The sequence below is a fragment of the Streptantibioticus parmotrematis genome (genome assembly GCF_019890615.1).
GTDB classification, from domain to species: Bacteria; Actinomycetota; Actinomycetes; order Streptomycetales; family Streptomycetaceae; genus Streptantibioticus_D; species Streptantibioticus_D parmotrematis.
Window position 1 is genome coordinate 220646 of record NZ_JAINVZ010000004.1, and the last position, 12665, is coordinate 233310.

Here is a 12665-nt window from a genome sequence, read left to right on the forward strand (position 1 = left end):
ATGCGCGTCTTGCTCGTCGAGGACGAACCCTTTCTGGCGGAAGCCGTCCGCGACGGGTTGCGCCTGGAGGCGATCGCGGCCGACATCGCGGCCGACGGTGACAGGGCGCTGGAGCTGCTGAGCGTCAATTCCTACGACATCGCCGTCCTCGACCGTGACATTCCCGGGCCGTCCGGTGACGAGATCGCCGCGCGCATCGTGGCCTCCGGCAGCGGCATGCCGATCCTCATGCTCACCGCCGCCGACCGTCTCGACGACAAGGCGTCCGGTTTCGCCCTCGGTGCCGACGACTACCTCACGAAGCCCTTCGCACTCCAGGAACTCGCGCTCCGGCTGCGGGCACTCGACCGCAGGCGGGCCCACAGCAGGCCACCCGTGCGGGAGATCGCGGGCCTGCGGCTGGACCCGTTCCGGCGCGAGGTCCACCGGGACGGCCGTTACATCGCGCTCACCCGCAAGCAGTTCGCCGTGCTCGAAGTCCTCGTCGCGGCCGAAGGCGGTGTCGTCAGCGCCGAGGAGCTCCTGGAGCGCGCGTGGGACGCGAACGCCGACCCCTTCACCAACGCGGTGCGCATCACCGTGTCCGCGCTGCGCAAGCGGCTCGGCGAACCCTGGATCATCGCCACGGTGCCGGGCGTCGGCTACCGCATCGACCACCGCGCCGGCACGCCGCCCGAGGGGAGCGACCGCAAGGGAGGCGGCCGTGGATAGGGCACCGGGGACGAGCGTTCGTCTCAAACTGACGCTCAGCTACGCCGGGTTCCTCATGGTGGCCGGGGTGCTGCTGCTCGCGGCGGTGTGGGCGTTCCTGCTGCGTTACGTCCCCGACCGCGCGCTCATCATCCCCGGCTCCACCGGCACCTCCCTCCACGGTGTCTTCCCCGTGCGCTCCAGCCTCCTGCACGTCTTCGCCCCGAGGGCCGCCGCGGTGCTGGCGCTCCTGCTGGCGTTCGGCCTGGCGGGAGGGTGGATCCTCGCCGGGCGCATGCTCGCCCCGCTGACCGCCGTCACGGACGCCACCCGCCTGGCCACCGCCGGTTCGCTCTCGCACCGGATCCGGCTGCCGGGCCGCAGGGACGAGTTCCGCGAACTCGCCGACGCCTTCGACACGATGCTGGCGCGGCTCGAAGCCCACGTCGCCGAGGAACGGAGGTTCGCGGCCAACGCCTCCCACGAGCTGCGCACGCCGCTGGCGATCTCGAAGGCACTGCTCGACGTGGCCCGCGCCGATCCCGAGCGGGACACCGGCGAAGTCCTCGACCGCCTCCACGCCGTCAACGCCCGGGCGATCGGCCTCACCGAGGCGCTGCTCCTGCTCAGCCGCGCCGAGCAGCGGTCCTTCACGCGGGAGCGGGTCGACCTGTCGCTCGTGGTGGAGGAGGCCACCGAGACGCTCCTGCCTCTCGCGGAGGAACACGGCGTCACCGTCGAGATCCGCGCCGACCTCACGCCCGCGTCCGGATCGCCCGCGCTGCTGCTGCAACTGACCACGAATCTCGTGCAGAACGCGATCGTCCACAACCTGCCGAGGAACGGCACCGTGTGGGTGAGCACCGGCCCTGCCCCCACCGGTGTGGTGCTGACGGTGGAGAACACCGGCGAGCCGGTTCCCCCGCGGTTGCTCGCCACGCTCACCGAACCCTTCCAGCGCGGTTCCGAACGCGTCCGCACCCACCACGCGGGCGTCGGCCTCGGGCTGGCGATCGTCGAGACCATCACCCGCGCGCACGACGGAACGCTCACCCTCACCGAGCGCCCCGCCGGCGGGCTGCGCGTCACCGTGGAACTTCCCGCGGCGGACCCGCCCCCCGACCGCCGCCGAACGGGCTGACCGACCTGACCGGTCCGACCGACTGACCGGCCTGACCGGGCCCGACCGGTCTGACCGACCTGACCAGGCCTTGCTCAGCCGATCGTCCGCGGCCGGTCCGTCCGGGGCTCCTCCGTCCTGGCCAGCGGGCGGGAGACCAGTGCCCCGCCGAGCTTCTCCGGGTTGCGGACCGCGTACATGCCGTGGATCAGGCCCTCGTCGATCTCGAAGACCAGGACCGAGTCGAGGCCGTCCGGTGTGCGCAGCAGCAGCGCGGGCATGGCGTTGCAGCTCGTCCACTCGGCGTCCGCGCCCAGCCCGGTGGTCCGTGCGATCCCGGCGATGAAGCGCGCGACCTGCGTCCGGCCGCTGACCGGCTGCAACGCGGCGGCCGCGCGGCCCCCGCCGTCCGAGATGTGCACCACGTCGGGGGCCATCAGGCTCATCAAGGCCTCGACGTCCCCCGTTCCGGCCGCGCGCAGGAAGCGGTCGACGACCTCCCGTGCCGTTCCCGGATCGGGCCGGAAGCGCCTGCGCCGGGCGCGGACGTGTTCGCGGGCGCGGTGCGCGATCTGCCGTACCGCCGCCTCCGACTTGCCGACCGCCTCGGCGACCTCGGCGTGCGGGTAACCGAACACCTCCCGCATCACGAACACCACGCGCTCGTCGGGGCCCAGCGTCTCCAGCACCAGCAGCATCGCCATCGACACCGACTCCGCGAGGGCGACGTCCTCGCCGACGTCCGGCGCGGTGCGGACCGGCTCGGGCAGCCACTGCCCCACGTAGTCCTCGCGCCGCCGCCGCGCCGCGCGCAGGTGGTTGAGCGCCTGGCGGGTGACCGTACGCACCAGATAGGCGCGCGGGTGCTCGACCTGCTCCCGGCGCACCGCGTGCCACCGCAGGTAGCTGTCCTGCACGACGTCCTCGGCGTCCACCGCGCTGCCGAGGATCTCGTACGCGATCGTGAACAGCAGCGGCCGGCACTCGGCGAACTCGCGGGCGGCCCCGTCGCCGCCTCCGGCTGTCCCCCGGTCGTCCTCGCTCACCGCTCACCCCGCATGGCTCGTCGTCGTCCTCACGCGCGTCCCAACGCGACGTGTGGACATCGCGCCCACGGAGAGTGTGACACCGGGGCGGGTGACACCGGTCACGCCGCATGCCGGCTCATGCCCGCGCCGCGCCGCCTCGCCTACGCTGGGAAGCGTGACGCAGCAGCCGAGCGGCGACGACGACACCCTGGTCCTGCGCGGGCAACTGCCGCCCGGCGCACGGGACTTCGTGGAGGTGCCGTTCGCCGTGCCGGACGGCGTGCGGGAGATCGCCGTGTCGTACGCGTACGCGCGGCCCGACGTGCCGGACGGGACGCTGGGGAACGCCTGCGACATCGGCCTGCTCGACGCGGACGGGCGCTTGAGGGGGTGGTCGGGCGGCGCCCGCGACTCCTTCCGGGTGGGCGAGCGCGACGCCACGCCCGGCTACCTCCCCGGCCCGATCGCCCCGGGGACGTGGCGCGTCCTGCTCGGCCCCTACACCGTCGCCCCGCAGGGCCTCCCGTACGAGATCCACGTCACCCTGCACCACGCCCCCGCGATCGGACCTCCGGCGCCCGCCCCCGCCTATCCCCCGTCCCGCGCTCCCGGCCGCGGCCGTTCCTGGTACCGCGGCGACTGCCACCTGCACACCGTGCACTCCGACGGCTCCCGCACCCCCGCCGAACTGGCCGCCGCCGCCCGGGCCGCCCGCCTGGACTTCATCGTCAGCACCGAGCACAACACCACGTCCGCGCACGCCGCGTTCGCCGCCGAGGCCGGGGACGACCTGCTGATCCTCACCGGCGAGGAGATCACCACCCGCAACGGCCACCTGCTCGCCCTCGGCACCGACCCGGGCACGTGGTTCGACTGGCGCTTCCGGGCCCGCGACGAGGACGCCTTCGCCCGCACCGCGCGGGCGATCCGCCGCGCGGGCGGCCTCGTCGTCCCGGCGCACCCGTACGGCCTGCACCTGGGCAGCCAGTGGAAGTTCGGCTACGAGCACGCCGACGCCGTGGAGGTCTGGAACGGCACCTGGACGCTGGACGACGAGGCGGCGCTCGCCACGTGGGACAACCTGCTGGGCCACCGCGTGCTGCCCGCGATGGGCAACTCCGACGCGCACCGCGAACCGCAGGTGGTCGGCCTCCCACAGACGGTCGTGCGCGCCGACGCGCTGGAGCGCGGCGCGATCCTGGACGGGCTGCGGGCGGGCCGCAGCTGGATCGCCGAATCGGCCGACCTCGACGTGGAGTTCGAGGCGGTCGCGGAGGGTGGTGCCCGGGCGGGCGTCGGCGACACGCTGCCGGTACGCGCCGACGAGCCCGTCGCCGTCACCCTGACCGTCACCGGCGTGCCCGACCCCGTCGTGCGGCTGGTCACCGACGAGGGCCAGACGCACCTGGCGTTCGCCGAGCGCGTCGAGTGGCGCACGACGTCCGCCGCGACCGCGTACGTCCGCGCGGAGGTACGGCACGCGGGCAACGGAACGATGGCGGCGCTGACCAACCCGATCCGGCTGCTCGACACGCCCACGGAAGGCGGACGATGAACCCGACGACGACCGTACGCGCCCCGCGTGGGCGGGAGTTGATCGTCACGGCGTCGCGCGATCTGACCGCGTGGCTGGCCCGGCGCCCCCTGGACGCGGTCCGCCGCGGGCACACCGTCATCGGCCATTCCGGCCCCCTGCGCACGACCGTCGGCCTGGTCCTGGCCACGGAACTGCTGGCGGAGGGTCTGATGGACGTCTCGATGCTGCCGCCTTCGTGGCGCGCGTTCCACCTGCTGTGGATGGCGCTGCTCGCGGACTGCTTCCTCGCGTTCGTCGCCACCACCAAGCGCCGCCCGCACGTGCTGACGGCGACGACGCTGCGGCTCAGCGCGGGGCCGCTGGGCGAGGTGGAGGTGCCGCTGTCCGCGATCGCCTCCGTACGGCGGGAGTTGACGTCGGCGAGCGGTCTGGGCGTCCGCGGGATCCCGGACCGCCCCGGCTCGCTCCTGTGCACGGTCAGCGGCACCGCCGACGTCACCGTGGAGCTGCGGGAGCCGCACACCGTCCGCCTCGCGAACGGCACGACGCACCACGCCACCCGCCTCCACTTCGCCGCGAACACCCCGGCGACGGCACACCAGTTGATCGGGACGGCGGTGCGGTCGGCGGGACGGTGAGGGTCGCCGGTCGACGGGGCGGTGAGGACGCCGGCCGGCGGGGCGGCGAGGGTCGCCGGTCGGCGGGGCGGTGAGGGGCGCCGGTCGCCCTCGCGCGTCAGGGCGTCGCCGTGCCGCGCAGGCGGGTCGTGCGGTGGATCGGGTCCGTGTCCAGGGCGGGAATGACGTGTTCGCCCATGAGCCGGATCGTCGTCAGCGCCTCCTCGCGCGGCAGCCCCACGGGCAGGCAGAACGCCAGCTGGTCGGCGCCCGCCGCCTCCCAGCGCTTGCACTGCGCCAGCACCTCCCCCGGGTCGCCGCAGATCAGCAGTTCCTCCGCGATCAGCAGGTCGATGATCTCCGGCGTGTACTCCGGCAGCCGTTCGGGCCAGCGCGGGACGCCCTCGGGACGCGGGAAGGTGTCGTGGTAGCGGAAGAGCAACGAGTGCAGGTAGCCGAGGTCGGCGCGCACGGCCGCCTCGCGGGCCTCGGCGGAGGTCTCCGCGCAGATGGCCGTCGTGGTCACCATCACGTTGTCGTTGACGAACGCGCCGACCGGCTCCGCGTCACGGACCGCGGTCCGGTAGGAGTCGACGACCCACTCCATGTCGGAGACGCTCTGCACGCTGAAGCCCAGCACGCCCAGGCCCTTGCGGGCGGCCATCGCGTACGACGACGGCGACCCGGCCGCGTACCACATCGCGGGATGCGCGGGCCCGTACGGCTTGGGCAGCACCTTGCGCGGCGGCAGGGACCAGTGCGCGCCCTCGAAACCCGGGTAGGTGTCGTTCAGCCACATCCGGGGGAACTGCGCGATCGTCTCCTCCCAGATCTCCCGGGTGACGTCCAGGTCCGTGACGCCGGGCAGGAAGCCGAGGACCTCGTGGCTGCCCGCGCCGCGCCCGGAGCCGAACTCGAAGCGCCCGCGCGTGAGGTGGTCGAGCATGGCCACGCGTTCCGCGACCTTGACGGGGTGGTTGACCTGCGGCAACGGGTTGAAGATGGCGGAGCCGAGGTGAATGCGCTCGGTGGCGTGCGCGAGGTAGCCGAGGAAGACGTCGTTGGCCGACAGGTGGGAGTACTCCTCCAGGAAGTGGTGTTCGCTGGCCCACGCGTACTTGAAGCCCGCGCGGTCGGCCGCGACGACGTAGTCCACCTCTTCCAGCAGCGCGTGGTGCTCGGCCTCCGGGTCGGTCCTCGACCGCCCGGCGGGCACGTACCCCTGAACGAAGATCCCGAACTCCACTGCTCCGCCTCCCCCTTGGCGACGCCCGGACGACACCCGGGCGCGCTCAGGTCGGTCCTACCCGATGACGGGACGCGGCGCACCGGGAACGGGCAGGCCGGTTCCTGCCAACCGCGCCTCGGGAACGCCCGCTACGTGCCGGAGGCGTCGCCGCCCGCCGCGTACCGGGCCGGAGGCGCCCCGACGACCGCGGTGAAGTCCCGTACCAGGTGGGCCTGGTCGGCGTAGCCGAGGTCCGCGGCGAGCGCGGCCCAGTCCACCGCCGCGCCGCTGTCCGCCCTTGCCGCCGCCTCGTGCAGCCGGGCCCTGCGCAGCACCCACTTCGGGGGCACGCCGACGTACTCCGCGAAGAGCCGTTGCAGGGTCCGTACGGAGTGCCCTGATTCGGTAGCGAGTTGGCCGACGCGGAGCAAGGCCGGGGCGCCCGCGATCCGGTCCACGAGGGCGGCGGCCTCACGCGCCGCCGGATCCGGCACGGCACCGTCCAGCACGCCGCGCAGGAAGTCCTGCGCCGCCCGCTTCATCACGGCGACGTCGCGGGCGCCGAGCACCACGCGTTCGGTGCGCGTGACCGCCTCGCCGAACAGGTCCGCCGCGGGCACCCTGCGGTCCGTGAGCGCGGCCACCGGCCCGTCGAACAGGGCCCGGAAGGCCCCGGGGCGGAACTTCACGCCGAAGACGTGCCCGGCGCCGGTGAGGTGGTGGGCGTAGACACCGCGGTTGACGCCGTACACGGCGGCCTGGGGGCGCTCGAAGACCAGGTGGACGTTGGGGTGGGACAGCACGCGCTGGTCGTGCGCCGGGCGCCCGCGCAGGTCCCAGCGCACGACCCAGTGGAACTCGACGTACGGCGCCAGGTCGTCGTCCGGCTCCTCGCGCAGCAGCTCGAAGTGCCGCGCCGCCAGGTCCGGCCGCAGCACCCCGCGCCCGATGCCGGGGGTGGTCACCCTGGCAGCGTAATCCGGTCGGCGGCCGTTGTCGCGTTTGTTCAATACCGCCGCTGACCTGCCGCGTTAGCGTCGTGACCATGAACGAGACGCTCTATGGGCAGATGGTCGCGGCCGCGGAACTCGCCGTTCGCACGGCGCGCGGGGTGCGCCGCGAGCAGTTGGACGACGCGACGCCGTGCGCGAAGTTCGACGTGCGCGCGCTGGTCGACCACTGGGTCCTGTACACCTCGCACGGCCTTGAGCACCGCGCTCGCCGCGAGCCGCTGCCGCCCGCGCTGACCGAACGCGACTTCACCGCCGACCCGGAGTGGGCGCAGGCCTACGCGGAGCAGTTGGAGCGCGCGGTGGCGGCGTGGGCGGAGCCGGAGGCGTGGCGTGGGGAGGTAGACCTCGGCGGCGGGACGACGATGCCGGCCGAGGCGATCTTCTCCATGATCCTCAAGGAGATGGTCGTCCACGGCTGGGACGTGGCCCGCGCGACCGGGCAGGACTTCCCCTGCCCGCCGTCCACGGCGACGACGGTGCTCGCGGTGGTCGAGGAGTACGCGCCGGTCTACCGGCAGTACGACGGCTTCGCGGATCCGGTGGCCGTCCCGGAAGGGGCGTCCGCGTTCGACCGGGCGCTCGGGCTCTCGGGCCGCGACCCGGGCTGGGCGCCGCCGCGGGCCGAGGGCATGACGTACCTGGCGTAACGGTTCTGCTGCTCCCGTACGGCTGATACCTGCCCCCGTGCGCCCCCGGCGTGCGCCCGCTTCGGCGCCTGATTCAAGCCAAATGCGAGTCGGCGTTGAGCCGTTACGGGCCGGCGTCGAGCCGTTACGGGCCGGCCGTGGGCCGAACCGGGTGCCGCGGAGCCGCGCACCGGGCCCTCACCCGTCCCCGCGCGGCCCCTGCGTCTCCCACACGACGCGGCCCTCGTGGACCGGGAGCAGCAGCCGCCAGACCGCGTCGTCCACGCCGTGGACCGACGCGATCCAGCCCAACTCCTCGTCCTTGACGCCGATCCGGCAGGCGTCCTGGAGTTCGCCGAGCACGTGCAGCAGGTCGCCGTGGCTGAACGCGGGCTCCATGCGGCCCGCGAAGGCCTCGCCGGGCGCGCCGGGCACGTAGCGCCGGTAGGCGTCCGCGCCGCGCAGTATCCCCACCGGCCGCCAGCGGTCGGCGAGTTGAAGCACGGGACGGCCGCCGACCATCGTGCCGTCGGCCTCCAGCACCGGCACCCGGTCCCGGTTCACCGGCAGCGCCGACCAGCCGTCGGAGGCGGTCAACACGGCTGCCGGGGAGACGAGTTCGACCGCCGCCGCGAGCCCCTCGGCGCAGCGTCCCTCCCCCAGCGCGTACGGCACCGCGACCATTCCCGCGTACAGGCACCCGTAGAAGGCGCCCGCGAAGTCCGGTCCCGGCGGGTAGGCCAGCAGCACCCGGCTGCCCGGCGGCAGCGCGCCGCCGAGCCGGGCGGCCACCGCGCGGGCGCGGCGGTCGAGTTCGGCATAGCTGCACGCGGCGGTCGCCGCGAACGGGGCGCCCGGCAGCGCCCCGTAGGGCACCGCGAAAGGCGCCTCCGCGGCGCGCCTGCGCAGCATCCTGCCCGGGGTCACGACCGCTCGCATCCTCGCCGGGTCCGGCACCTGGACGCTGTCCCACGCCGTCGGCACCGACCTCTCCGGCGGTGTACACCAAGAGCACATGACAGGTCCGACACTCCTTTCCCCCACTGGCCTCACACACGGAACGTGGCATTCCGATCAATTCGCGCTGATTGGCGTACAACCGCCCGCCAGGAGGTGACCGCGCCCGGTACGACAGGGCAAACTGGCCGTCACGCGGCTGCGCTCATCACACCTGTCAGATGGTCCCGGCTCGCGATGAACGATCGATATACACGGTCGGCAGCGCGCGACCGGCCGGTGGGAAACGGAGTTCGTCATGGATGGCGGAACGGCGCCGGGACTGCGCTTCGCGCTCCTCGGCCCGGTACGGGCATGGCGGGGCGAGGAGACGCTGCCCGCGGGCTCGCCGCAGCAGCGTGCCCTGCTCGCCGCACTCCTGCTGCGCGGTGGCCGCACCGCGACCGCCGACGAGCTCATCGACGCGCTGTGGGGCGAGGCGCCCCCGGACAGCGCGCTGGCGGCGCTGCGCACCTACGCGTTCCGGCTGCGCAAGGTGCTCGGTGCGGACGCGCTCACCTCCGAGTCCGGCGGCTACGCGCTGCGCACCGGCGCGGACACCCTCGACGTCACGCGCGCCGAGGAGTACGCCGTCGAGGCGGAGAAGGCCCGGGCCGGCGGGGAGACCGCGCGCGCCCGCGAACTGCTGGCCCACGCACTGGACTTGTGGGACGGCGAACCGCTGGCCGGGCTGCCCGGGCCGTACGCGGAGGCGTACCGCACCCGGCTGTCGGAACGGCGGCTGGCGCTGCTGGAGACCCGCCTCGAACTCGACCTGGAACTCGGCGGTCACACCGACGCGGTCTCGGTGCTGACCACGCTGTCCGCGGAACACCCCTTGCGGGAGCGGCTGCGCGCCCTGCTGATGCTCGCCCTCTACCGCAGCGGCCGGCAGGCGGAGGCGCTCGGCGTCTACGCCGACACCCGGCGGCTGCTCGCGGAGGAGCTGGGCGTCGACCCGTGCGCCGAGCTGAACGAGCTGTACCAGCGCATCCTGCGCGCCGACCCCGATCTGGCGGCGCAGCCCACCGGCGCCGAGGACGCCCCGGCCGCGGGTTCGGCCGTGCGTCCCGCCCAACTCCCTGCGGCGGTAGTGGACTTCACCGGCCGGACCGCTTTCGTCGACGAGCTGGTGGAGGAGTTGTCCACGGCGGATTCGGGTGTCATGGCCCTGTCCGCGGTGGCGGGCATCGGCGGCGTCGGCAAGACCACGCTCGCCGTCCACGTCGCCCACGCGGCCCGCGACGCCTTCCCCGACGGGCAGTTGTACGTGGACCTGCAAGGCCAGGACGCCAGGCCGTCCGAGCCGGAGACCGTACTCGCCTCGTTCCTGCGGGCGTTGGGCACGCCGGACGCCGCGATCCCGGAGGGCCTGGAGGACCGCGCCGCGCTCTACCGCTCGGTGCTCGACGGCCGCCGGGTGCTCGCGCTGCTCGACAACGCGCACGACGCCGCGCAGGTGCGCCCGCTGCTGCCCGGCACGCCCGGCTGCGCGGCGCTGATCACCTCGCGGGTGCGGATGGTGGACCTGGCGGGGGCGCACCTGGTGGACCTGGACGTGATGAGCCCGGAGGAAGCGCTCCAGCTCTTCACGAAGATCGTGGGCACGGAACGGGTGATGACGGAGCGTCAGGCCGCGCTGGACGTGGTGGCCGCGTGCGGCTTCCTGCCGCTGGCCATCCGCATCGCCGCATCCCGGCTCGCGACCCGGCGCACCTGGACGGTCTCCGTGCTGGCCCGCAAGCTCAGCGACAGCAGGCGCCGCCTGGACGAGCTGAAGGCGGGCGACCTGGCGGTCAAGGCGACGTTCGAACTCGGCTACGGCCAGCTCGCCGACCACCAGGCCCGCGCGTTCCGCCTGCTGGCGCTCCCCGAGGGCCCCGACATCTCGCTGGACGCGGCGGCGGCCGTGCTCGACATGGACGCCTACGAGGCGGAGGAACTGCTGGAGGCCCTGGTCGACATCAGCCTCCTGGAATCCGCCGCCCCCGCCCGCTACCGCTACCACGACCTGCTGCGGCTGTACGCCCGCGACCGCGCGGAGCAGCACGAGACCCCGGCGGACCGCCGGGCGGCGCTCTCCCGGCTGCTGGACTTCTACCTGGCGACGGCGGCCAGCGCCTACGAGATGGAGAACCCGGGCGACCGCGTCCTGTCCCACATGGCACCGACCTCGCGGGAGGGACGGACGTTCACCACCCAGGCGGAAAGCCTGGAGTGGCTGTTCACGGAGGCGACAGGCGTGCTGGCCGCGGTACGGCAGGCCTCCGGCGCCTCGGGGGCCGAGCAGGTCCGGCAGCCCGGGGAGGAATCCGTACGCGCGGAGCGGACGACGGGGGCCGGATGCCTGCGGCGGGCCGTCGACCTGCTGTTCATGACGCAGAACCTGATGGAGTCCGGCGTTCACGCCCGCGCCTACGAGCAGTGCGCCCAGGCGGTGGCGACGGCGGCCACCGGGAGCGGGGACGCCTTGGTGGAAGGCCGGGCGCGGGTGCTGCTCGGGCGCATCCAGAGCTGGTCCAGCAGCCGCTGGGCGGAGGCCGATGTCCAGGCACAACGCGCCCAGTTGCTGGGCCTCGCCAGCGAGGATCTGCTGACCTGCAGCTACGCCCCCAACCTGCGCAGTCTGATCGCTCGCGACCAGCGCAGGTTCGCCGAGGCGGAGGAGTACTGCCTGCACGCGCTGCGGTCCTTCCGGGACGACCACAACGAACACGGCGCGGCGTCCGCTCTCAGCAACATCGCCCGAGTCCGCATCGAACTCGGCCAGCCCGACGCCGCGATCGACGCGGCCGAGCAGGGCGTGACCCTCATGCGCAGGATCGGCGCGGGCTACCGGCTGGGCAACAGCCTCTACGCCCTGGCCATCGCCCTGACGGTCAGCGGCCGCCTCGACGAAGCGCTGACGGCGCTGGACGAGGCGCTGGCCATCTTCCGCGACGCCCGCCAACCGTTGTGGGAGGGCCTGACGCTCTACCGGATGGCCGACGTCCACTTCACGGCGGGCCACTTCAGGCTGGCCGCGACGCACGCGGAGCAGTCACTCGTCCTGCTCAACGAGGGCAGCGGTCACTGGATGAGGACGTACGCGCTCACGGTTCTGGGCCACGCGCTGGACGGCATCGGCCAGCCGGACCGCGCCCGGGCCTGCTGGCGGGACGCGCTGGACTCGTCCCCCGACCCGAAGAGCGGCGAGGCGCAGAAATTGCGGCTACTCCTGGAGCGGCCCGCAGCGTCGGCTCTGGCGGTCTGAACGCCCGATTCGCCCCGAAACAGCCCTGGTCAACGGGATCACCACCCCCGTTTATCGGTTGCTTATCGACTGCTGCCAGGATTCCATCACAGCGAAATCGCTCGCCTGGTGACGCACGGGGGTCGCCACCAGGCGGGCATCGGGCTCCGAGAACACCAACGGGGAGAACCGCATGGACACCAACATTCCGAACGACGGCAAGGGGCAGCGTCCCGGCTTCGACCTCGGCGCGGGCGTCGGCGACCTGCTGGGGAACCGCGCGCCGAAGGAGCAGCCGCCCGCTCCCGTGGAGGAAGCGGAGGAGACGCCGAAGGACGGCAAGCCCGTCATCGGCCCTGACAACTGGCAGAACGGCTGATCCCAGCCGCGACGCCGGCTCGGAGCTCCTCGGGGGAACGGGGGAACACGGGGGTACGGGGGAGAACGACACGGGGGAACAACGGGGACGGGGGACAAACGGGGCCCGCGGGGGAAGCACGTGAACGGGGGAACCCGGACCAAGTAAGGGCCGTACACGGCGCGTTCACCGCGTACGCGATGCCGGCCGTAGCGCGGAG

The 12665-nt window shown here is 73.5% G+C and carries 11 protein-coding genes; 7 read left to right on the forward strand and 4 right to left on the reverse strand.

The genetic code is table 11. From position 1 onward, the window contains the following. The gene (locus K7472_RS08310; RefSeq protein ID WP_222975641.1) at positions 1–711 is read left to right on the forward strand and encodes a response regulator transcription factor; all 711 of its coding nucleotides are present in this window, start codon (positions 1–3) and stop codon (positions 709–711) included. Then, on the forward strand, positions 704–1831 hold the full coding sequence (locus K7472_RS08315) for a sensor histidine kinase (RefSeq protein ID WP_222975643.1): 1128 nt from the start codon (positions 704–706) through the stop codon (positions 1829–1831). Before K7472_RS08310 ends, K7472_RS08315 begins: the two co-directional genes overlap by 8 nt. Positions 1832–1905: 74 nt before the next feature. Here the strand turns inward: K7472_RS08315 and K7472_RS08320 are convergent, their stop codons facing one another. Then, on the reverse strand, positions 1906–2856 hold the full coding sequence (locus K7472_RS08320) for an RNA polymerase sigma-70 factor (protein ID WP_222975645.1): 951 nt from the start codon (positions 2854–2856) through the stop codon (positions 1906–1908). A 91-nt stretch (positions 2857–2947) separates the two neighbouring features. On the opposite strand from K7472_RS08320, the gene K7472_RS08325 reads away from it, so the two are divergent. Together K7472_RS08325 and K7472_RS08330 are read left to right on the forward strand one after the other, a co-directional pair. After that, positions 2948–4393: a CehA/McbA family metallohydrolase gene (locus tag K7472_RS08325; RefSeq protein WP_372457940.1), complete on the forward strand. Its 1446-nt coding sequence runs from the start codon at positions 2948–2950 to the stop codon at positions 4391–4393. Beyond that, a complete protein-coding gene (locus tag K7472_RS08330) occupies positions 4390–5013 on the forward strand; it encodes a hypothetical protein (protein ID WP_222975647.1) in 624 nt (207 codons plus the stop codon). The genes K7472_RS08325 and K7472_RS08330 overlap by 4 nt, the downstream gene beginning before the upstream one ends. A 97-nt stretch (positions 5014–5110) precedes the next feature. Here K7472_RS08330 and K7472_RS08335 read toward each other — a convergent pair whose 3' ends face one another. Both K7472_RS08335 and K7472_RS08340 read right to left on the reverse strand, forming a co-directional pair. After that, positions 5111–6238: an LLM class flavin-dependent oxidoreductase gene (locus tag K7472_RS08335; protein WP_222975649.1), complete on the reverse strand. Its 1128-nt coding sequence runs from the start codon at positions 6236–6238 to the stop codon at positions 5111–5113. Positions 6239–6369: 131 nt separating this feature from the next. Next, positions 6370–7185, reverse strand: a complete 816-nt coding sequence (locus tag K7472_RS08340; protein WP_308013810.1) for an AraC family transcriptional regulator — start codon at positions 7183–7185, stop codon at positions 6370–6372. Between the two features lie 80 nt (positions 7186–7265). Between K7472_RS08340 and K7472_RS08345 the strand changes: the two genes are divergently transcribed. Further along, on the forward strand, positions 7266–7880 hold the full coding sequence (locus K7472_RS08345) for a TIGR03086 family metal-binding protein (protein ID WP_222975651.1): 615 nt from the start codon (positions 7266–7268) through the stop codon (positions 7878–7880). 177 nt (positions 7881–8057) lie between these two features. On the opposite strand, the gene K7472_RS08350 is transcribed toward K7472_RS08345, so the two are convergent. Further along, positions 8058–8786: an AMP-binding protein gene (locus K7472_RS08350; RefSeq protein WP_308013811.1), complete on the reverse strand. Its 729-nt coding sequence runs from the start codon at positions 8784–8786 to the stop codon at positions 8058–8060. A 328-nt stretch (positions 8787–9114) separates the two neighbouring features. Here K7472_RS08350 and K7472_RS08355 point away from each other — a divergent pair, with 328 nt between their 5' ends. Both K7472_RS08355 and K7472_RS08360 read left to right on the forward strand, forming a co-directional pair. Continuing rightward, positions 9115–12108, forward strand: a complete 2994-nt coding sequence (locus K7472_RS08355; protein WP_222975656.1) for an AfsR/SARP family transcriptional regulator — start codon at positions 9115–9117, stop codon at positions 12106–12108. Between the two features lie 172 nt (positions 12109–12280). Further along, on the forward strand, positions 12281–12466 hold the full coding sequence (locus tag K7472_RS08360; RefSeq protein ID WP_222975658.1) for a hypothetical protein: 186 nt from the start codon (positions 12281–12283) through the stop codon (positions 12464–12466). The last annotated feature ends 199 nt before the right edge of the window (positions 12467–12665 follow it).

What these genes read in the sequence shown, in the direction of transcription:
- K7472_RS08345 (WP_222975651.1), top strand. Translation starts at nt 7,266, where the DNA reads ATGAACGAGACGCTCTATGGGCAGATGGTCGCGGCCGCGGAACTCGCC.
- K7472_RS08355 (WP_222975656.1), top strand. Translation starts at nt 9,115, where the DNA reads ATGGATGGCGGAACGGCGCCGGGACTGCGCTTCGCGCTCCTCGGCCCG.
- K7472_RS08360 (WP_222975658.1), top strand. Translation starts at nt 12,281, where the DNA reads ATGGACACCAACATTCCGAACGACGGCAAGGGGCAGCGTCCCGGCTTC.
- K7472_RS08330 (WP_222975647.1), top strand. Translation starts at nt 4,390, where the DNA reads ATGAACCCGACGACGACCGTACGCGCCCCGCGTGGGCGGGAGTTGATC.
- K7472_RS08310 (WP_222975641.1), top strand. Translation starts at nt 1, where the DNA reads ATGCGCGTCTTGCTCGTCGAGGACGAACCCTTTCTGGCGGAAGCCGTC.